This window comes from Knoellia tibetensis (genome assembly GCF_048606415.1).
GTDB classification, from domain to species: Bacteria; Actinomycetota; Actinomycetes; order Actinomycetales; family Dermatophilaceae; genus Knoellia; species Knoellia tibetensis.
Window position 1 is genome coordinate 1 of record NZ_JBMBWF010000001.1, and the last position, 18,646, is coordinate 18,646.

Below are 18,646 nucleotides of genomic sequence, written 5' to 3' on the forward strand. Positions count from 1 at the left end.
CCACACTTGGGCGTCAAACCCGGCCTACCGACCGAACCGACCACACTTGGATCTTCGCGGGGCGCCTACCGTAGCAGCCTCTCGGCCGCGTTCCAAACCCGCTTCTCAGCAGGTCCGTGACGGTGGGTCACTCCCAACACTCGCACACTCTCGGGCGTGCTCCGTCCGGCCTCTTGCGAGGACCGAAGTCGTTGGGGTCAGACCCAGGGACCGGCCTACGTCGTGCTGGCCGTGAGGCCTGCACCGTGGTGTCCGTTCCTCCCTCTCGGGCTGACGTCGAGAACAGTAGACGACGTTCTCGCGCATCTCCAAATCGGCCTCGCTCAGGCCCTTCGGGCCCCCTCAGGCCCGTCGGCCGGCGGCCATCGACTTGCGCCCGCGGCGCAGGATCGCGACCGAGCCATGCAGGAAGTGCTCCTCGGCCAGCGCGAACTCGGGGTCGGTCACCTTCTCGCCGTTGACCGAGGCTCCCCCGTCGCCGATCGCCCTCCGTGCGGCGTTGCGCGACTCCACGAGACCGACCGCCACGAGGGCGTCGGTCATCGACATCCCCGGGCTGACCTCACCGCCGGGCAGCTCGGCCGTCGCGTCACCGAGGGTGCGTGCGTCGAGAGCCGCGAGGTCGCCCTTGCCGAAGAGTGCCTCGGACGCCGCCTGGACCGAGGCCGTCGCCTCGGCCCCGTGCACGAGGGTCGTCACGTCCGCGGCGAGCGTGCGCTGGGCAGCGCGGCGGAACGGCTCCTCCGCGACCTGTCGCTCGAGCTCGGCGACCTCCTCCTGCGTGCGGTCGGTGAAGATCCGCAGCAGCTTGACGACGGAGGCGTCCTCCACGTTGAGCCAGTACTGGTAGAACGCGTAGGGGCTCGTCATGTCCGACGACAGCCACACCGCGTTGCCCTCGCTCTTCCCGAACTTGTTGCCGGCGGCGTCGGTCACCAGGGGCGTCGTCAGTAGGTGCACCGACTCCCCCTCGACCTTGTGGATGAGGTCCGAGCCGGCGGTGAGGTTGCCCCACTGGTCCTGACCACCGGTCTGGAGCGTGCACCCGTGCGTGCGGAACAGCTCGAGGAAGTCGAGCCCCTGGAGGATCTGGTAGCTGAACTCCGTGTAGGAGATGCCCTCGTCGGAGTTGAGCCGGGCGGCCACGGCGTCCTTGCGGACCATCTGGTTGACCCGGAAGTGCTTGCCGATGTCCCGCAGGAAGTCGAGCGCCGACATCGGGGCCGTCCAGTCGAGGTTGTTGACCATCGTCGCCGCGTTGTCCCCCTCGAAGTCGAGGAAGGGCTGGACCTGCTGCTGGATGCGCGCAACCCACTCGGCCGTCTGCTCCTTGGTCTTGAGGACGCGCTCGGAACTGGGCCGGGGGTCGCCGATGAGCCCGGTCGAGCCGCCGACGAGGCAGATGACACGGTGGCCGGCGCGCTGGAGGTGGCGCAGCACGATGAGCTGGACGAGGTTGCCGAAGTGGAGGGAGGGCGCCGTCGGGTCGAAGCCGCAGTAGGCGGTGATCGGCCCGTTCATGAGGGCCTCGCGCAGCGCCTGCTCGTCGGTCGTCTGCGCCACGAGGCCGCGCCACTGGAGTTCGGCAAGGATGTCGTTCACGGGCGAAAGCCTGCCACGGGGAACTCGGTGGACGGTGCAGCACGTCGCCCTGTGGGATGGGCGGCATGCCTGCGCTCTTCGACGGTGAGACCCCGGTGACGGACGCCCTCGTGCGATCGCTCGTCGACGAGCAGTGCCCCCGCTGGCGCGACCTGCCACTGCGTGGCATGACGACCTCGGGCACCGAGCACGCGACCTACCGCCTCGGCGACGAGCTCCTCGTCCGTGTCCCGCGCAACGGCGACGCCGAGACGGGGCTGCGCAAGGAGGTCGACTGGCTCCCCCGGCTCCAGGGGCGCCTCCCGCTCGAGGTGCCGGTCGTCGAGCACGTCGGCGCACCCCGCGAGGACTACCCGCACGCGTGGAGCGTCAACCGCTGGATCGAGGGCGCTGACGTCGCCGGGCGCGTTCTCGCCGGGGACATCCCTGCGGGCTGGGCCGACACGCTGGCCGAGACGATCGCGGCCCTGCAGGCCGTCGACCTCCGCTCCATCCCACCCGAGCACTGGCCGCGGGGCTCCAGGGGTGGTCACCTCAGCGAGCGCGCCGACGGCCTCGACGACTCCGACGACGTCGTCTCGGGTCCGCTCGACTCCTCGCACATCCGGCAGGTCGTCGACGACGCCCTCGCTGCCGGCGTCCCCGACGACCGCTGGGTGCTCCTGCACGCCGACCTCATCCCCGGCAACCTCGTGGCCCGCGGCGACGAGCTCGTCGGGCTGCTCGACTTCGGGACGCTCACCACAGGCTACGCCGCCACCGACCTCACGCCGGCCTGGTGGGTGCTCGACGCGCCGGGACGGCGACGCTTCCGCGACCTGCTCGAGGTCGACGACGTCGCGTGGGCGTGGGGTCGGGCGTGCGCCGCCATCCAGGGCTGCTTCGCGCACTGGATCTATGCCCCTCGCGGACACGGCCTCGCCCCGCTCGGCGCCCGCGCCGTCGGCGAGGTCCTCGCGGACTGACAGACTGCGGCGCATGGGTGAGCGGACGGCATACGAGGGTTTCATCGCGGGGCTGCCGAAGGCAGAGCTGCACGTGCACCACGTGGGGTCCGCGCTCCCGGAGACGGTCGCGCGCCTCGCGCAGCGGCACCCGGACTCCGGTGTGCCACAGGACATCGAGGCGCTGCGCGACTTCTACACGTTCTCGGACTTCGAGCACTTCATCGACGTCTACCTCGCCGTCGTCTCGCTGCTGCGCACCCCGGAGGACATTCACCTGCTCACCTACGAGGTCGCCGAAGGCCTTGCGGCACAGCGGGTTCGCTACGCCGAGCTGACGATGACGCCGTTCACGAGCGTGCGCATGGGCATCCCGATCGAGGCCTACACCGAAGCGATCGAGGACGCGCGCCGGGCCGCCGAGCGCGACCACGGGATCGTCCTGCGCTGGATCTACGACATCCCCGGCGAGGCGGGCCTCAGCTCCGCCGACGCCACCCTCTCGTATGCCGTGGAGCACGGTCCCGAGGCCCTGCTCGGCTTCGGCCTCGGTGGCCCCGAGGTGCCGCGGCCGCAGTTCCGCGAGCACTTCGAGCGCGCGCGTGCCGCCGGGCTGCGCTCGGTCCCCCATGCCGGCGAGTCCACCGATGCGCAGTCCGTCTGGGACGCCCTCGACGCTCTCGGGGCCGAGCGCATCGGGCACGGCATCCGGTCGGTGGACGACCCGCGGCTCATCGAGCGGCTCGTCGCGGAGCGCATCCCGCTCGAGGTCTGCCCGACGTCGAACATCGCGACGCGGTGCGTCGAGCGGCTCGAGGACCACCCGCTTCGTGCGCTGCGCGACGCCGGCGTCGTCGTCACCGTCAACAGTGACGACCCGCCGATGTTCGGCACGACGCTGTGCGACGAGTACGCCATCGCCGGCGACCTGCTCGACCTCGACGAGTCCGGCCTTGCCGACCTGGCCACGACCGCGGTGGACGTGAGCTTCGCCCCCGACGACGTCAAGCGTCGCGTGCGCGACGAGATCATCGCGTACGCCGGCGCGTGACCGCCGGGCGGTAGTCGCTCACCGTCGGCTCGCCGTCGATCCAGAAGCGGTACGGGTATGCCGTCCCGTCGCCACCGAGACCACTCACCCCCACCCGTGGTCCGGTCCTCACCCGCGCGGGGTCGACCGGCTCGTCGGGCGCGGCGAACGACACCGACCCGTCGGCGCAGACGTCGATGCCGTCGTGGGCGCGGTCGATGGCCAGGGTCCGGGTGAGCCGCGCCGGGCCGCGCGCCCAGTCGCGCTCGCGCAGCCCCGGCCGCCGGGCTGCCGCGACGTCGTGGCCCGCGACGACCTCACCGGCGCGGAGCAGGACGGCCTGGGCCACGCCCTCCTGGCCGCAGACCGCGTTGGCGCACCAGTGCATGCCGTAGCTGAAGTAGACGTAGAGGTGGCCGGCCTCACCGAACATCACCTCGGTGCGTGGCGTCCGACCGCGGAAGGCGTGCGAGCCCGGGTCGGCGCCCTCACCGGCATACGCCTCGACCTCGGTGAGCCGGACGCTCACGCCCTCGTGCGTGAGGAGGCAACCCAGCAGCTCGGGCGCGACGACGAGCGCCGGCCGGGCGAAGAACGAGCGCGGGAGGCTCACCGCACCACGGGCAGCGACGAGGACCACTCGCGTGCGGTGTCCCGCTGGGCCGAGGCCCGGGCCAGCTGCTCGGCCACGCGGGCCGGGGCGGTGCCACCCTTCGCGTCGCGCGAGGCGAGCGACCCCTCGACGGAGAGGACGCCGCGCACCGCCGGCGTGAGGTGCTCGGAGATGGCGGACAGGTCGTCGTCGGTGAGGTCCCAGAGCTCGATGCCCCGCGACTCGCAGACCCGCACGCACTCCCCCGCGACCTCGTGGGCGATGCGGAAGGGCACGCCCTCACGCACGAGCCACTCGGCGATGTCGGTGGCGAGCGAGAAGCCCTGCGGCGCAAGCGACTCGAGGCGCTCGGTGTCGAACACGAGGGTGTCGACCATGCCGCTGAACGCGGGCAGGAGGACCTCGAGCGTGTCGAGCGAGTCGAAGACCGGCTCCTTGTCCTCCTGGAGGTCGCGGTTGTAGGCGAGCGGCAGGCCCTTGAGGGTCGTGAGCAGACCGGAGAGGTTGCCGACCAGACGGCCGGCCTTGCCGCGGGCGAGCTCGGCGACGTCGGGGTTCTTCTTCTGCGGCATGATGCTCGACCCCGTGGAGTAGGAGTCGTCGAGGGTGACGAACCCGAACTCCTTGGTCGCCCAGAGGATGACCTCCTCGGCGATCCGTGACAGGTCGACAGCGACCATCGCCGTGACGAACGCGAACTCGGCGACGACGTCGCGGGCGGCAGTGCCGTCGATCGAGTTCTCGACCGAGCCGTCGAAGCCGAGGTCGGCGGCGACCGCCTCGGGGTCGAGGCCGAGCGAGCTGCCGGCGAGGGCGCCTGACCCGTAGGGGCTCAGGGCCGCCCGCGCGTCCCAGTCGCGCAGGCGCTCGACGTCGCGCAGCAGCGGCCACGCGTGGGCGAGGAGGTGGTGGGCGAGCAGGACCGGCTGGGCGTGCTGGAGGTGGGTGCGGCCGGGCATGGCGACGTCCGGGTGACGCTCCGCCTGCGCGACCAGAGCGTCCACGACGTCGATGACGAGACCGGCGAGAGTCCGGGCGTGCTCGCGGAGATACATCCGGACGAGGGTCGCGACCTGGTCGTTGCGGGACCGGCCGGCACGCAGCCGACCACCGACGTCGGCGCCCGCGCGCTCGATGAGGCCGCGCTCGAGGGCGGTGTGGACGTCCTCGTCGTCGGGCCCGGGGACGAACGCACCGGACTCGACGTCCGCGGCGAGCCGGTCGAGGGCGCCCAGCATCGTCGCGAGGTCGCCGTCGTCGAGCAGGCCGGCCGCGTGCAGCACGCGTGCGTGGGCGCGCGACCCGGCGACGTCGTGCAGCGCAAGGCGCCAGTCGAAGTGGGTCGAGCGCGACAGCTCCGCGAGGGCGTCGGCGGGTCCGCCGGTGAAGCGGCCTCCCCAGAGGCTGAGGCGGTCCGAACCGGTGTCGCTCACGCGTTCTCCTTGCGGGTGTAGGCCAGCAGGCGGGAGGTGACCTTGCGGGAGGCCGCCGCGCCCGTCGTGATGACCATGATGGTGTCGTCGCCCGCGATCGTGCCGACGACCCCGGGGACGCTGGTGTGGTCGATGGCGGACGCCAGGAAGTTCGCCGCGCCGGGCGGGGTGCGCAGGACGACGAGGTTGCCCGACGCCTCCGCGGTGACGAGCAGCTCGTGGCAGCGCTGGGCGAGCCGGTTGGACGTCTCGACCTCGTCGGGTGCGACGCGGACGGTGCGGTCACCGCCCTCTCCGGGGACGGCATACACGAGGTTCTTGCCGACGCGGACCTTCTCGGCCCCCACGTCGACGAGGTCGCGCGACAGGGTGGCCTGCGTGACGTCGATGCCGTCCTCGCCGAGGATGCCGAGCAGCTCGGTCTGCGAGCGCACGGGGCGGCTCGAGAGGATCTCGACGATCCGCCGCTGCCGACCCGTACGGCTGGACGACACGGTCACCGTCGCTCCCCTCCGCTCTTCTCCAGGAGCCACGAGAGTACGGCCTTCTGGGCATGGAGCCGGTTCTCGGACTCGTCCCAGACGACGGACTGGGGGCCGTCGATGACGGCGGCGTCGACCTCGAAGCCGCGGTAGGCCGGCAGGCAGTGGAGGAAGACCGCGTCGGGCTTGGCCTGCGCCATGAGCTCGGCGCTCACGGCGTAGCGGGCGAAGGGGCTCGCCGAGCCCTGGCGCGACTTCTTCTCCTTCTCGAAGCCCATGGAGACCCACGTGTCGGTGGCGACGACGTCGACCCCCGTGACCGCCTCGACCGGGTCCTCGACGATCGTCACCGACCCACCGGTGGTGGCAGCGATCTCCTGTGCGCGGGCCAGGAGCGGCGGTGAGGGCTGGTAGCCCCCCGGCGTGCCGATCCGGACGTGGAGCCCGGCGGTCGCGCCGCCGAGGAGGTAGCTGTGGCTCATGTTGTTGGCACCGTCGCCGACATAGGCGAAGGTGAGCCCGGCGAGTCTGCCCTTGTGCTCCTTGATCGTGAGGAGGTCGGCGAGGACCTGGCAGGGATGGAACTCGTCGGTAAGCGCGTTGACGACCGGCACGCTCGAGTGCGCGGCCATCTCCTCGATCCGCTCCTGACCGTAGGTGCGCCACACGATGACCTTGGCCTCGCGGGTGAGGACTCGCGCGACGTCGGCGATCGACTCGCGCACGCCGACCTGCGCGAGCTTGCCGTCGATGACGAGCGGGAACCCGCCGAGGTGCGCGATCGCCGCGGCGAAGGACACCTGGGTGCGCAGGGTCTGCTTGTCGAAGAGGACGGCGACGACCTCGGGGCCCTCGAGGCAGCGGTCGCTGAACGGCCGCGCCTTGATGGCCGCGGCGCGCTCGAGGATCTCCGCCTGCTCGGCGGGCGTGACGTCGTCGTCGCGCAGGAAGTGCCTCGGGGTGGTGCTCATGGGTTCGTCTCCTTGACGGCGGCGGCAGCTGTGGCGATGAGGGAGGGCAGGGCGGCGACGAAGAGGTCGAGCTCCTCGCGCGTGACGACGAGCGGTGGCACGAGCCGGACCGCGTCGGGCGCGACGGCGTTGACGAGGAAGCCGGCGTCGCGAGCGGCGGCGGCGATTCCGGCGGAGAGGTCGGAGCGCAGCACGATCGCGCGCAGCAGGCCGCGACCGCGGACCCCGGCGATGTCCGGGTGGTCGAGCGCGTCGACGGCCGTGACGAGGTGCTCGCCCATCGCCCGCACGTGGTCGAGCAGCCCCTCGGCCTCGATCGTCGAGAGGACGCTGAGCCCGGCGGCGGCGACGAGGGGGTTGCCGCTGAACGTCGAGCCGTGCTGCCCGGCGGTGAGCAGGCCGGTGACCTCGGGCCCGAAGGTCACGAGCGCACCCACGGGCAGCCCGCCGCCGAGCCCCTTGGCGAGGGTGATCGCGTCGGGCACGATCCCGCTCTCCTGGAAGCCGAACCAGTCGCCCGTGCGACCGATGCCGGTCTGCACCTCGTCGATGACGAGCAGCGCACCTGCCGCGGTGGTGATCTCGCGGGCCGCACGCAGGTATGCCGGGTCCGCGACGACCGCTCCCGCCTCACCCTGGACGGGTTCGAGGACGACGGCGGCGGTGTCGGTCGTCACGGCCGCCCGAAGTGCCTCGATGTCGTTGAACGGCACGTGGGTGACCTCGGGGATGAGCGGCGCGAAGGGCTCGCGGTAGGCCGCCTTGTGCGTGAGCGCGAGGGCGCCCGTCGTGCGTCCGTGGAAGGCGCCCTCGGCGGCGACGAGCCCGGTGCGGCCGGTGCGGCGCGAGAGCTTGATCGCGCCCTCGACCGCCTCGGCGCCGGAGTTGGCGAAGAAGACGCCCGAGCCCTCCGGCGCACCGGCGATCCGCAGCACCTGCTCGGCGAGCTCGACCTGCACGCGCGAGGTGTAGAAGTTCGAGATATGCGCCATCTCGGCGACCTGCTTCGAGACGGCAGCGACGAGGGCGGGGTGGTTGTGTCCCAGGGCGTTGACGGCGATGCCGCCGACGAGGTCGAGGTAGCGCTTGCCGTCGGTGTCCCAGACCCACGCGCCGTCGCCGCGCTCGAGGACGAGCTGTGGACGGCCGAAGACCGGGATGAGGGAGGTGGCGTAGCGGTCGAGCACCTCGTCCTGCGTCTCGGTGTCACCGGGTGCGTTCATGCGTCCTCCTCGATGAGGGTGCCGATGCCCTCGGAGGTGAAGACCTCGAGGAGCAGGGAGTGGGGTTCGCGACCGTCGATGACGTGGGCCTGGGGCACACCCTCCTCGACGGCGCGGATGCAGGCCTCGAGCTTGGGGATCATGCCGGCGTCGACCTCGCCGAGCAGCTCGCGCGCCCGGCTCAGCGGCAGGGTCGAGAGGAGCGAGGACCGGTCGGGCCACGCGGCATACACGCCCTCGACGTCGGTGAGGACGACGAGCTTGCGCGCGCCGAGCGCGGCGGCGAGCGCCGCGGCGGCGGTGTCGGCGTTGACGTTGAGGACCTGGCCCTCGTGGTCGAGGTCGGGCGCGACGGTGGACACGACGGGGATGCGGCCGGCGTCGAGGAGGTCGTGCACCGCCCGGGTGTTGACCGACACGACGTCGCCGACGAGACCGAGGTCCTCCTCGACGCCGTCGACGACGACTCCCCTGCGGCGGGCGCCGAAGAGGGCGCCGTCCTCCCCCGAGAGGCCGACGGCGAGCGGACCGTGCTGGTTGAGCAGTCCGACGAGCTCGCGCCCGACCTGGCCGGTGAGCACCATCCGGACGACGTCCATGACCTCGGGGGTCGTCACGCGCAGGCCCGCCTTGAACTCGCTCTCGAGCCCGAGCCGGTCGAGCATCGCCTTGATCTGCGGACCGCCGCCGTGGACGACGACGGGACGCAGGCCGGCATACCGGAGGAAGGCGACGTCCTGCGCGAACGCGAGCTTGAGCTCGTCGTCGACCATCGCGTTGCCGCCGTACTTGACGACGACGAGGGCACCGCGGAACCGCTCGAGCCACGGGAGCGCCTCGACGAGGGTGCTCGCCTTGAGCCGGGTCAGGTCGTCGGTCACGTCGGTGGTCCTCACGTGCTGTAGGCGGAGTTCTCGTGGACGTAGTCGTGGGTGAGGTCGTTGGTCCACACGGTGGCGGTGGCCTCGCCCGCGTGCAGGTCGACGACGACCCGGACCTCGCGCGGGCCGAGGTCGACGAGGTCGCGGTCGTCGCCGACGCCCGCTGCCCGGCACACCTGGACACCGTTGATGGCGACGTCGAGCGTCGTGGGGTCGAAGGCCGCCTGCGTCGTGCCGACGGCCGCGAGGACCCGGCCCCAGTTGGGGTCGCCGCCGAAGACGGCGGCCTTGAAGAGGTTGCTGCGGGTGACCGAGCGGGCGACCTCGACGGCGTCGGCCTCGGTCGCGGCGGAGCGCACCTCGACGGCGATGTCGTGACTCGCACCCTCGGCGTCGGCGACGAGCTGGCGGGCGAGCGAGGCGCAGACCTCCGTCACCGCGGCGGTGAGCTCGTCGGCGTCGACCGCCACCCCGGAGGCGCCGGACGCCATGAGCACGACGGTGTCGTTGGTCGACATGCACCCGTCCGAGTCGACGCGGTCGAAGGTCGTCGAGGTGGCCGTCCGCAGCGCGGCGTCGAGGGTTGCCGCGTCGGTGACGGCGTCCGTCGTCACGACGCAGAGCATCGTCGCGAGCCCGGGGGCGAGCATGCCGGCGCCCTTGGCCATGCCGCCGACGGACCAGCCGTCGCGGGTCGTCGAGGCCTGCTTGGCCACCGAGTCGGTCGTCATGATGGCGTGGGCCGCGGCCTCGCCGCCCTCGCGGCCGAGCCCGTCCGCCGTGAGCCCGACGCCGGCCTCGATGCGGTCCATCGGGAGGTACTCGCCGATGAGCCCGGTCGAGCAGACGACGACGTCGAGGGCGCTGCACCCGAGGGCGTCGGCGACGAGCTCGGCGGTGCGATGGGTGTCCTCGAAGCCGCGGGCGCCCGTGCACGCGTTGGCGCCGCCGGAGTTGAGGAAGACCGCGTCGGCCCGCCCGTCCTGGACGGCCTGCCGCGACCACGTCACCGGCGCCGCCTCGACGCGGTTCGACGTGAAGACGGCGGCGACGTGGTGGTCGGGTCCGTCGTTGACGACGAGCGCGACGTCGGAGGAGCCTGACGCCTTGAGGCCGGCCGTCGCCCCCGCTGCCCGAAAGCCCTGTGCCAGCGTGACGCTCACGAGTCGGTCCGGCCGGTGAGGACGGTCGGGGTGACGATGAGGCCGGCCTTGCGCCACGCCTCGGACGCCGTCGTGATGTGCTCCTCCGGCACGAGCACCCAGTCGGTGTCGAAGGTCGACATCGCGAGGACGCTGATGCCGGCCGTCACGAGCGGCGCGAGGATCTCGGCCATGACGCCGACCGCGTCGAAGGCGAGCGGACCCGCGACCTCGACCCCACGGAACGGGCCCTCGGTGAGGACGCCGTCGGGCACGAGCTCGGCGAGACCGACGACCGAGGTCTCCTGCGGCGTGCGGGTGAGGGAGGAGAACGGCCCCTGGGTCCAGTCCCACGACACCTCTGCGCCACCGTCGAGGCGCGCGACGACGAGGGGCTCGGGATGGGTCATGAGGTGCAGTGGCATGGCGCTCACGGCGCCACCCCCGATCCGAGAAGGCCGGTCGCCTCGGGCAGGCCGGCGGAGAGGTTGAGGCACTGGACGGCGGCGCCGGCCGTGCCCTTGGCGAGGTTGTCGACCGCCGCGACGGCGACGACGCGACGGGTGCGCTCGTCGAGCGCGACCTGGACGGTGACGTGGTTGCTGCCGACGACCGAGGCGGTCGCCGGCCACGCGCCGGGCTCGAGCAGGTGGACGAAGGCCTCCCCCTCGTATGCCGTCCGCCACGCCTCCCGGACCACCTCGGCCGTGGTGCCGGGTGCCACTCGTGCGGTGCACGTCGCGAGGATGCCGCGCGGCATCGGCGCGAGGGTCGGCGTGAAGGAGACGGTGACCGGCGCACCGGCGGCGGACGTGAGGTTCTGCTCGATCTCGGGGGTGTGCCGGTGGACGCCTCCGACGCCGTAGGGCGACATCGAGCCCATGACCTCGGACCCGAGCAGGTGCGGCTTGAGGGCCTTGCCCGCGCCGGACGTGCCGGACGCGGCGACGACGACGACGTCGTCAGGCTCGACGACGCCTGCCGCGAGCCCGGGTGCGAGGGCGAGCGAGACGGCCGTCGGGTAGCAGCCGGGGACGGCGATCCGGTCCGCTCCGGCTAGCGCCGAGCGCGCCTTGTCGCCGCCCGCGAGCGGGAGCTCGGGAAGACCGTAGGCCCACGACCCGGCATACGGGGTGTCGTAGAAGGACGTCCACGCCTCGGCGTCACGGAGCCGGAAGTCCGCACCGCAGTCGATGACCGTGGTGCCGCCACCGAGCGCCGAGGCGACGGCGGCCGAGTGGCCGTGCGGCAGGGCGAGGACGACGACGTCGTGCCCCCCGAGCACCTCCGGGGTCGTGTCGTCGAGGACGCGGTCGGCGAGCGCGAAGAGGTGGGGGTGGATCGAGCCGAGACGGGCCCCGGCGTTGCCACCCGCGGTGACGGCACCGACCTCGACCTCGGGGTGCTGGAGCAGCCACCGGAGGACCTCTCCCCCGGCGTACCCGCTCGCACCGGCGACCGCGACTCTCAGCATGTGCATAGTCTTGCATGTCGTCACAACTGTATGCAATTTCGCCACTCGCGTATCAGCCTCCATCGTGCTCTCTCCTCCCCCGTGACGACGCCACACCGGGTGACGTCGACGACCTGAGGGGGAAACAACCATGGCTGGTGTCAACGACGCCATCGGCGCGGCCACGCGCCTGGGCGAGATCGGCTTCGTCGAGTTCACGACGAAGCTCGTGAGCGACGTCTTCGACACGCTCGTCGCCTCGAACCTGCGTCAGCAGCAGGCGTTCATCGAGCTGCTCCAGGCGACGAGCAAGTCGCTCACGGCCTACGTCAACGAGACCAAGGACGACATCGGCCCCGGCGAGATCATGCAGGTCCTCACGGCCATCGCGCCGAGGAACACGGACACGCCGCCGACGAGCGACAGCCCGACCGCGGTGACGAGCGGCGGCAAGCTCAGCGCCGACGAGGCGGCTGCCATCAACACGGCCCTGACGATCACCGACCCGGACACCAACGCCGTGTCAAACGACAAGGCCGCCAAGGCCGGCGCCCTCGACGACAAGGCCATCGACGCCCTGCGCGAGGCCGTCGCGCAGCGGGTCGCCGCGAACAAGTACACGCTGCTCAAGGAGATGGTCAAGCTCGGCATGCTCCGGCTCGTCGTCACCGACGGCACCATCGAGAGCGGGCTCAACTTCCACACCTACGGGTCGGACTTCCTGCGCAACAACTCGAGCCGCTACTCGAGCCAGCAGTTCCAGCTCAAGGCCACCGCGCAGACCGGCAGCATCCTGTCGGCGTGGGTCAAGGCGTCGGCGAGCACGGCCTACACCTCGGTCAACGTCAGCACGAGCAACACCTCGAGCGGCTCCAGCTCGGGGGTCGACGTCACGATCACCGGCGGCGTGAAGATCAACTTCAAGACCGACTACCTGCCGCTCGACACCCCCTGACGCCCGATCCCGAACGGAGCCTGAGCCATGCCTGACAGCGATGTCTCGGACGTCGGCTTCGCGGAGTTCGTGGCGGTCCTCCTCGTGGAGACGCTCGACTCGATCGTCGCCTCCCATGCGAGCCAGGAGGACCGCCTACGGGCCCTCGACGCCGCCGCCGACGTCACTCCCGAGGAGGTCGCGGCGACCTCGATCACGGCGGGCATGGTCGACCTCACGCTCGTCGAGGTGCTCCCCGACGGCAAGGGAGGCACCACCGTCGTCGTCGGGGGTCCCGTACCCTCCCAGGGGACGTTGGAGGAGCTCGGCGCCGCGGTTCCCGACCGCGACAACGGCCTCACGAGCGGCGACGTCGGTGCCATCCGCAACGCCGTCGCCCTCTTCCTCGCCCGTCGCCACCTCGAGTCGGTCCAGGAGGTCCGCAGGAAGGGAGTGCCGCGGGTCGTCGTCGACGGCGGGACCCTGCGGGCCAAGCTCGCCTTCAGCACGACCCGCACCCGTACCACCACCCCGCCGCCGGCGCGGGCGACGGCTCCCGGCCTCTCGCCGTCGGTGACGCGCTCCGTCCTCGGCGGGCTGCCCGCCAGCCGTATTGGGGACCTCATCGGGCCTCGGGCCACCGTGCTCCGGCCCGAGGTCCTCGACGGCATCCGGGACCTGCGGCTGCGCGTCCGCCCGCCGGCGGCCCCGACCGAGCCCGGTGGGCCCACCGAGAAGGCCGACGTCTTCGGCGAGATCGAGATCCGCTTCCGGACGGAGGCCTGACGTGGGTCCGGCCGAGCTCGCGGCGCTCGTCGCCCGCGAGGCCGACGCCGGGGTCGCGGGTGCCCTGCGTGCCGTCGACGCCGCCGGAGTGCTCACCGTCGAGCGGGTCGTCGGCCGCATCGGTTCGCGTCCCGCGTCGGCAACCGTCGCGTGGGAGGACGTCGTGTGGCAGGCCGAGGTCGTCATGCTCCCCAGCGGGAGCGTGCGCGACGAGGAGACGCTGCCCGGTCCACCGTCGGGAAGGGACGCAGCCGACGTCGTGGCCTCGCTGTCGGTGCGGGCCCTGCGTGGCGTCGGGTCACGCTGGTCGGACCTCCTCGCCGAGCGTGGGGTGGTCACCATCGGCGACCTCGCGGCCACGACACCGGCGACGGTCGCGGAGTGGGCGCGCCTGCGCGACGGCGGGTATGCCGTCCAGCTCGTCGCACGTGCCCGCACCTGCGCGGGGCCGTGGCCCTTCGTCGACCCGCACGACACCCGTACGCTGCTCGCGGTGTCCGAGGCGGACCCGGGTGACGTCACCGGGTGGCCGCCGGGCAGCCGCGCCGACGCCCACCTGCTCTGGGGGACGTGCCTGCGGCTGCGCGCGGCTCTCGACGACGACGTGCTGGCCCGGCTGCGCGTCAACGGCAGCTGACGGCGTCAGCCCAGCGGGTCGTCCTGCCCCCAGGCGATGAGCCCGAGGGTGCGGTCGCGCTCGCCCAGACCGGCCTCGGCCCGGGCGACGAGCGACTCGACCGTGTCGACGCCCGCGCGCACCAAGCGGCCGCTCCACGCGTCGAGGTCACCGCGTGCCATCACGAGCACGAGCGCGCTCACCTCGTCGGGAGAGGTCCACTCGGTGCGCCCGCGGTGCATCTGCATCGAGAGCGTCATGTCGGTGCGCACGACCCCGGGTGCGAGGTCGAAGACGAGCGCGGTGCGTTGCGGCCCGAGCCCGAGCTGCGCGGTGATCCGCGACAGCGCCGCCTTGCTGAGGTTGTATGCCGTCGCGCTGTCGGCGTTGCGGTAGGCCGCGCCTGACGTGAGGTTGACGATGCGGCCCGTTTCCGGCGTGAGGTGCGGCAGGACCGTCCTCGTCACGAGGTAGGGGCCGCGTACGTTGGTCTCGACGGTGCTCCACCACTCGTCCGGGTCGCTCTCGCCCAGCGGCACCTCGGCGTCGATTACCCCAGCGTTGTTGACGAGCAGGTCGACGTGACCGTGGCGGGCCACGACGTCCGCGACCCAGGCCTCGACCGCGGCGCGGTCGGTGACCTCGGCCGTGGAGCGCGAGCCGCGCTCCACGGCATACCCCTCGTTCTCGAGGGCCGACGCGAGGTGGGCGCCGATGCCCCGGGAGGCTCCGGTGACGACCGCCACGGGCGCGCTCACCGCTGGACCGCGCCGGTGCGGGTGGCCGCCGCGGCGACCGCCGAGTCGCGCAGGCCCGAGACCTCGTCGGTCGTGAGCGTGCGGTCCGCCGCCCGGAAGGTGAGGCGGTAGGCGAGGGACTTGCGCCCCGGCTCGAGCTGGTCGCCGTGGTAGACGTCGAAGAGGGCGAGCGACTCGAGCGTGGGGCCGGCGCCGTCGCGCAGCGCCGCCTCGACCGACACGGCCTCGACCGCCTCGTCGACGACGAGCGCCACGTCGCTCTGCGCCATGGGGAACGTCGTCAGCGTGCGCGCCTGGACGGTCTCCTCCGCAGCCTGGGTGAGCACGTCGAGGTCGAGCTCGCCGGCCACGGTGCGGGCCGGGAGCCCGAGCGCGGCGACGACCTTGGGGTGCAGCTCGCCGACGTGCCCGACGACGGTGCCGTCGGCGAGCTCGACGCGGGCGCAGCGGCCGGGGTGGAACGGCGCCGCGGTGTCGCGAGCCGTCCGCACCTCGACGCCGAGCGCCTCGCCGAGCACGCGGGCGAGGTCGATGACGTCGGTGACGTCGGCCGTGCGTCCCGCGCCCCACCAGCCGGCGCGGTCGCGGTCACCGGCGAGGAGCAGCCCGATGTGGCGCGGCTGGCTCGGGACGGCGGCGCGGATCGCGTCGAGCACCTCGTCGGACGGGCGGACGCCCACGTCCTCGGTCGGCGCCGGGCGGCGCTCGCCGTCGTGGTCGACGACGAGGCCGATCTCGAAGAGCGCGACGTCGCGGGTGCCACGGGCGACGTTGCGCCGCAGCGCGTCGACCATCGTCGCGAGCAGTCGGGTGCGCATGAGCGGCTGCTCGTCGGAGAGCGGGTTGGCCAGCCGCACGGAGCGCGCGACCTCGGCGTCGACGTCGAGCCCGAGTGCGGCATAGCGGTCGGCACCCACGAAGGGCGCACTCCACACCTCCGACAGGCCCTGGCCGGCGAGGACGTCGGCGACGGTCCGCCGGACGCGCTGGCCGTGCGTGAGGCCCGAGCCACCCGGCGGGGTGGGCAGGACCGACGGGATCTCGTCGTAGCCGTGGATGCGGGCGACCTCCTCGACGAGGTCGGGGGCCGTGGTGAGGTCGGGTCGCCAGGTCGGCGGGACGACGGAGAGCACGTCCGCCTCGCGGGTCACGGTGCAGCCGACCTCTTCGAGGATCCGCACGACGTCGGCCTCCGGGTAGTCCACCCCGGCGATGACCGACGGGAAGCCGACGGGCATCGAGACGGCGGCAGGGGCGTCGGGCGTCCCCACGTCGGTGACATCGTCGTCGGCCACACCGCCGCCGTGCTCGACGAGGAGGTCGACGGCGAGCTGGGCGGCTGCCGCTGCCAGCGCGGTGTCGACGCCGCGCTCGAAGCGGCGCGAGGCCTCCGACGGCAGCTTGTGGCGCCGGGCGGCGCGGGCAATGCTCACCGGATCGAAGTGGGCGGCCTCGATGAGGACGTCACGCGTCTGTGCGCCGACCTCGGTGGCGGCACCGCCCATGACGCCGGCGATCGCCACCGGCCGCTCGCCACCACGGTCGGTGATGAGCAGGTCCCCGGTGTCGAGGGCGCGGTCGGCGTCATCGAGGGTCGTGAGCCGCTCGCCGGAGCGGGCCCGGCGCACGACGATCGGTGCCTCCAGGGTGGCGAGGTCGAACGCGTGGAGCGGCTGGCCCAGACCGAGCATGACGTAGTTGGTGACGTCGACCGGCAGCGAGATCGGGCGCATGCCGGCCTCGGTGAGGCGGGTCGCCATCCACGGCGGCGTCGGGGCGGCGACGTCGATGCCGCGCACGACACGCGCGACGTAGCGGTCGCACCCATCGCGGCCACGGATCGGGGCGTCGTCGCGCAGCTCGACGGCGAAGCCACCGTCGGTCGGCTCCGGCGCCCTGGCGTCGAGGTCGGTCACCGGGTCGGTGAAGGACGCACCGGTGGCGTGGCCGTACTCGCGAGCCACCCCACGAACCGAGAAGCAGTAGCCCCGGTCGGGCGTGACGTTGACCTCGACGGTCTCGCGGTCGAGGCCGAGGAGCGGGATCGCGTCGGTGCCGGGGGTGAGGCGGGCGAGCAGGTCCGGGTCGCCGGCGAACCGGCGGTCGAGGACGAGGATGCCGTCGTGGTCGTCGCCGATGCCGAGCTCGCGCTCGGAGCAGATCATGCCGGCCGACACGTGGCCGTAGGTCTTGCGGGCGCTCACCTCGAGGGGCCCGTGCGGGGTCGTGAGGACGCCGCCCGGGAGGATGACGACGACGAGGTCGCCGGGCTCGAAGTTGTGGGCGCCACAGACGATGCCCTGAGGCTCGCCGGTGCCGTTGGCGTCGCCGACGTCGACCGAGCACCAGTTGATCGTCTTGCCGTTCTTCTGCGGCTCGGGGTCCTTGGAGACCACCCGGCCGACGACGAGGGGGCCGGTGACACCACCGGTGTGCAGGCCCTCCTCCTCGAGGCCGACGCTCACGAGGTCCGCGGCGATGTCGACGCCCGAGGCGTCCTGCGGGACCGCGACGTACTCACGCATCCACTCGACGGGTACGCGCATGTCAGATCTCCCTTCCGACGCAGAACGGTGCACCAGCGCGGGGTGCCCGGATCCCCTGACCCAGCATCAGATCTCCCATCCGAACTGCGCGTCGAAGCGGACGTCGCCCTCGATCATGTCCCGCATGTCGCTCACGCCCGTGCGGAACATGAGCGCGCGGTCGATGCCCATGCCGAAGGCGAAGCCGGTGTAGCGGTCGGGGTCGACGCCGCACGCCGTGAGGACGTTGCGGTTGACCATCCCGCAGCCACCCCACTCGATCCAGCCGGTGCCCTTGCAGGTGCGGCAGTCGGGGTCCTCGCCACGGCAGACGAAGCAGCGCAGGTCCATCTCGGCGCTGGGCTCGGTGAACGGGAAGTAGGACGGGCGCAGCCGCGTCGTGATGCCGTCACCGAAGAGCTCGCTCGCGAGCCGGTCGAGGGTGCCCTTGAGGTGGGCCATCGTGATGCCCTCGTCGACGGCGAGGCCCTCGACCTGGTGGAAGGCCGGCATGTGGGTCGCGTCGAGCTCGTCGGTCCGGAAGACGCGGCCGATCGCGGCGACGTAGACGGGCACGCCGCGGTCGAGCAGGGTGCGCGCCTGCACCGGGGACGTGTGCGTGCGCAGGACGAGGCCGTCCTCGGGCGGGTCGACGTAGAACGTGTCCTGCATCTGGCGCGCGGGGTGGTCGGCGTCGAAGTTGAGCGCGTCGAAGTTGAACCACTCGGCCTCGATCTCCGGTCCCTCGGCGATCTCCCAGCCCATGCCGACGAAGAGGTCGGCGATGCGCTGCGACATGAGCTCGATCGGGTGGCGCCGGCCCAGCGGGCGTCGGCCGGTGGGCAGTGTGACGTCGACGGCCTCCTCGGTGAGGATCCGCTCGTCGCGCTCGGCCTCGAGCTCGAGCTGGCGCGCGGCGAAGGCCTGGTTGACCCGGCCGCGTGCCTGGCCGACGCGCTTGCCGGCCTCGGCCTTCGCGCTCGGGGGCAGCGCACCGATCTCGCGGTTGGCGAGGGCGAGCGCCGACTTGTCTCCCTGGTGGGCGGCGCGCAGCGCCTTGAGCTCGTCGAGCGACGTCGCGCCGGCGACGGCCTCGAGCGCACTCGCCACGGCGGAGTCGACGGCCTCGGGGTCGAGCACTGCGACCTCCACCGGGTCGTAGTTCGTGTTGGGTCCTGACATGGGTTCCACTCTCGTCACGGGCGCGACGAGGTCGCGCCGGAGGGGCTGGGACGGCTGGGGTCGCGGCCCTC

The 18,646-nt window shown here is 72.6% G+C and carries 18 protein-coding genes; 5 read left to right on the top strand and 13 right to left on the bottom strand.

Features of this window, described 5'->3' with window-relative positions; genetic code table 11:
- Positions 1 to 342: 342 nt before the first annotated feature.
- Entirely contained in the window at positions 343 to 1,602 is a 1,260-nt protein-coding gene (tyrS, locus tag ACOJV7_RS00005; RefSeq protein ID WP_420188106.1) for a tyrosine--tRNA ligase, read from the bottom strand.
- A 65-nt stretch (positions 1,603 to 1,667) separates the two neighbouring features.
- Between tyrS and ACOJV7_RS00010 the strand changes: the two genes are divergently transcribed.
- Positions 1,668 to 2,567: an aminoglycoside phosphotransferase family protein gene (locus tag ACOJV7_RS00010; protein ID WP_420188107.1), complete on the top strand. Its 900-nt coding sequence runs from the start codon at positions 1,668 to 1,670 to the stop codon at positions 2,565 to 2,567.
- Positions 2,568 to 2,580: 13 nt separating this feature from the next.
- Positions 2,581 to 3,597 carry an adenosine deaminase gene (locus tag ACOJV7_RS00015; RefSeq protein ID WP_420188108.1) on the top strand — a complete coding sequence of 339 codons (1,017 nt, stop codon included), beginning with the start codon at positions 2,581 to 2,583 and terminating at the stop codon, positions 3,595 to 3,597.
- On the opposite strand, the gene ACOJV7_RS00020 is transcribed toward ACOJV7_RS00015, so the two are convergent.
- Genes ACOJV7_RS00020 through argC form a run of 9 tightly spaced genes read right to left on the bottom strand, consistent with a single transcriptional unit; the run spans position 3,575 to position 11,795 of the window.
- Positions 3,575 to 4,189, bottom strand: a complete 615-nt coding sequence (locus ACOJV7_RS00020; protein WP_420188109.1) for a DNA-3-methyladenine glycosylase — start codon at positions 4,187 to 4,189, stop codon at positions 3,575 to 3,577. The two genes, ACOJV7_RS00015 and ACOJV7_RS00020, sit on opposite strands and share 23 nt — an antisense overlap.
- The gene (gene argH / locus ACOJV7_RS00025) at positions 4,186 to 5,622 is read right to left on the bottom strand and encodes an argininosuccinate lyase (protein ID WP_420188110.1); all 1,437 of its coding nucleotides are present in this window, start codon (positions 5,620 to 5,622) and stop codon (positions 4,186 to 4,188) included. The genes ACOJV7_RS00020 and argH overlap by 4 nt, the downstream gene beginning before the upstream one ends.
- Positions 5,619 to 6,122, bottom strand: a complete 504-nt coding sequence (locus ACOJV7_RS00030; RefSeq protein ID WP_420188111.1) for an arginine repressor — start codon at positions 6,120 to 6,122, stop codon at positions 5,619 to 5,621. Before ACOJV7_RS00030 ends, argH begins: the two co-directional genes overlap by 4 nt.
- Complete coding sequence (argF, locus tag ACOJV7_RS00035; protein ID WP_420188112.1) at positions 6,119 to 7,075, bottom strand: ornithine carbamoyltransferase; 957 nt, start codon at positions 7,073 to 7,075, stop codon at positions 6,119 to 6,121. The genes ACOJV7_RS00030 and argF overlap by 4 nt, the downstream gene beginning before the upstream one ends.
- Positions 7,072 to 8,298: an acetylornithine transaminase gene (locus tag ACOJV7_RS00040; RefSeq protein ID WP_420188113.1), complete on the bottom strand. Its 1,227-nt coding sequence runs from the start codon at positions 8,296 to 8,298 to the stop codon at positions 7,072 to 7,074. The genes argF and ACOJV7_RS00040 overlap by 4 nt, the downstream gene beginning before the upstream one ends.
- On the bottom strand, positions 8,295 to 9,179 hold the full coding sequence (gene argB / locus ACOJV7_RS00045) for an acetylglutamate kinase (RefSeq protein WP_420188114.1): 885 nt from the start codon (positions 9,177 to 9,179) through the stop codon (positions 8,295 to 8,297). Before argB ends, ACOJV7_RS00040 begins: the two co-directional genes overlap by 4 nt.
- Positions 9,180 to 9,190: 11 nt before the next feature.
- Positions 9,191 to 10,342 carry a bifunctional glutamate N-acetyltransferase/amino-acid acetyltransferase ArgJ gene (argJ, locus tag ACOJV7_RS00050; protein ID WP_420188115.1) on the bottom strand — a complete coding sequence of 384 codons (1,152 nt, stop codon included), beginning with the start codon at positions 10,340 to 10,342 and terminating at the stop codon, positions 9,191 to 9,193.
- Positions 10,339 to 10,746 (bottom strand): ACT domain-containing protein, encoded by a 408-nt coding sequence (locus tag ACOJV7_RS00055; protein WP_420190351.1) that lies wholly within the window; start codon positions 10,744 to 10,746, stop codon positions 10,339 to 10,341. Before ACOJV7_RS00055 ends, argJ begins: the two co-directional genes overlap by 4 nt.
- Before the next feature lie 5 nt (positions 10,747 to 10,751).
- Entirely contained in the window at positions 10,752 to 11,795 is a 1,044-nt protein-coding gene (gene argC, locus ACOJV7_RS00060; protein WP_420188116.1) for an N-acetyl-gamma-glutamyl-phosphate reductase, read from the bottom strand.
- Between the two features lie 130 nt (positions 11,796 to 11,925).
- On the opposite strand from argC, the gene ACOJV7_RS00065 reads away from it, so the two are divergent.
- From ACOJV7_RS00065 to ACOJV7_RS00075, 3 genes are read left to right on the top strand one after another with little or no spacing between them, the layout of a single operon-like run.
- On the top strand, positions 11,926 to 12,729 hold the full coding sequence (locus tag ACOJV7_RS00065) for a hypothetical protein (protein WP_420188117.1): 804 nt from the start codon (positions 11,926 to 11,928) through the stop codon (positions 12,727 to 12,729).
- A gap of 27 nt (positions 12,730 to 12,756) precedes the next feature.
- On the top strand, positions 12,757 to 13,494 hold the full coding sequence (locus tag ACOJV7_RS00070; RefSeq protein WP_420188118.1) for a hypothetical protein: 738 nt from the start codon (positions 12,757 to 12,759) through the stop codon (positions 13,492 to 13,494).
- Position 13,495: 1 nt separating this feature from the next.
- Complete coding sequence (locus ACOJV7_RS00075) at positions 13,496 to 14,131, top strand: hypothetical protein (protein ID WP_420188119.1); 636 nt, start codon at positions 13,496 to 13,498, stop codon at positions 14,129 to 14,131.
- Positions 14,132 to 14,136: 5 nt separating this feature from the next.
- Here the strand turns inward: ACOJV7_RS00075 and ACOJV7_RS00080 are convergent, their stop codons facing one another.
- The 3 genes from ACOJV7_RS00080 to pheS form a co-directional block, all read right to left on the bottom strand.
- Positions 14,137 to 14,868 carry an SDR family NAD(P)-dependent oxidoreductase gene (locus ACOJV7_RS00080; RefSeq protein ID WP_420188120.1) on the bottom strand — a complete coding sequence of 244 codons (732 nt, stop codon included), beginning with the start codon at positions 14,866 to 14,868 and terminating at the stop codon, positions 14,137 to 14,139.
- Complete coding sequence (gene pheT, locus ACOJV7_RS00085; protein ID WP_420188121.1) at positions 14,865 to 17,414, bottom strand: phenylalanine--tRNA ligase subunit beta; 2,550 nt, start codon at positions 17,412 to 17,414, stop codon at positions 14,865 to 14,867. Before pheT ends, ACOJV7_RS00080 begins: the two co-directional genes overlap by 4 nt.
- A 66-nt stretch (positions 17,415 to 17,480) precedes the next feature.
- The gene (gene pheS, locus ACOJV7_RS00090; protein ID WP_420188122.1) at positions 17,481 to 18,575 is read right to left on the bottom strand and encodes a phenylalanine--tRNA ligase subunit alpha; all 1,095 of its coding nucleotides are present in this window, start codon (positions 18,573 to 18,575) and stop codon (positions 17,481 to 17,483) included.
- Positions 18,576 to 18,646: the final 71 nt, after the last annotated feature.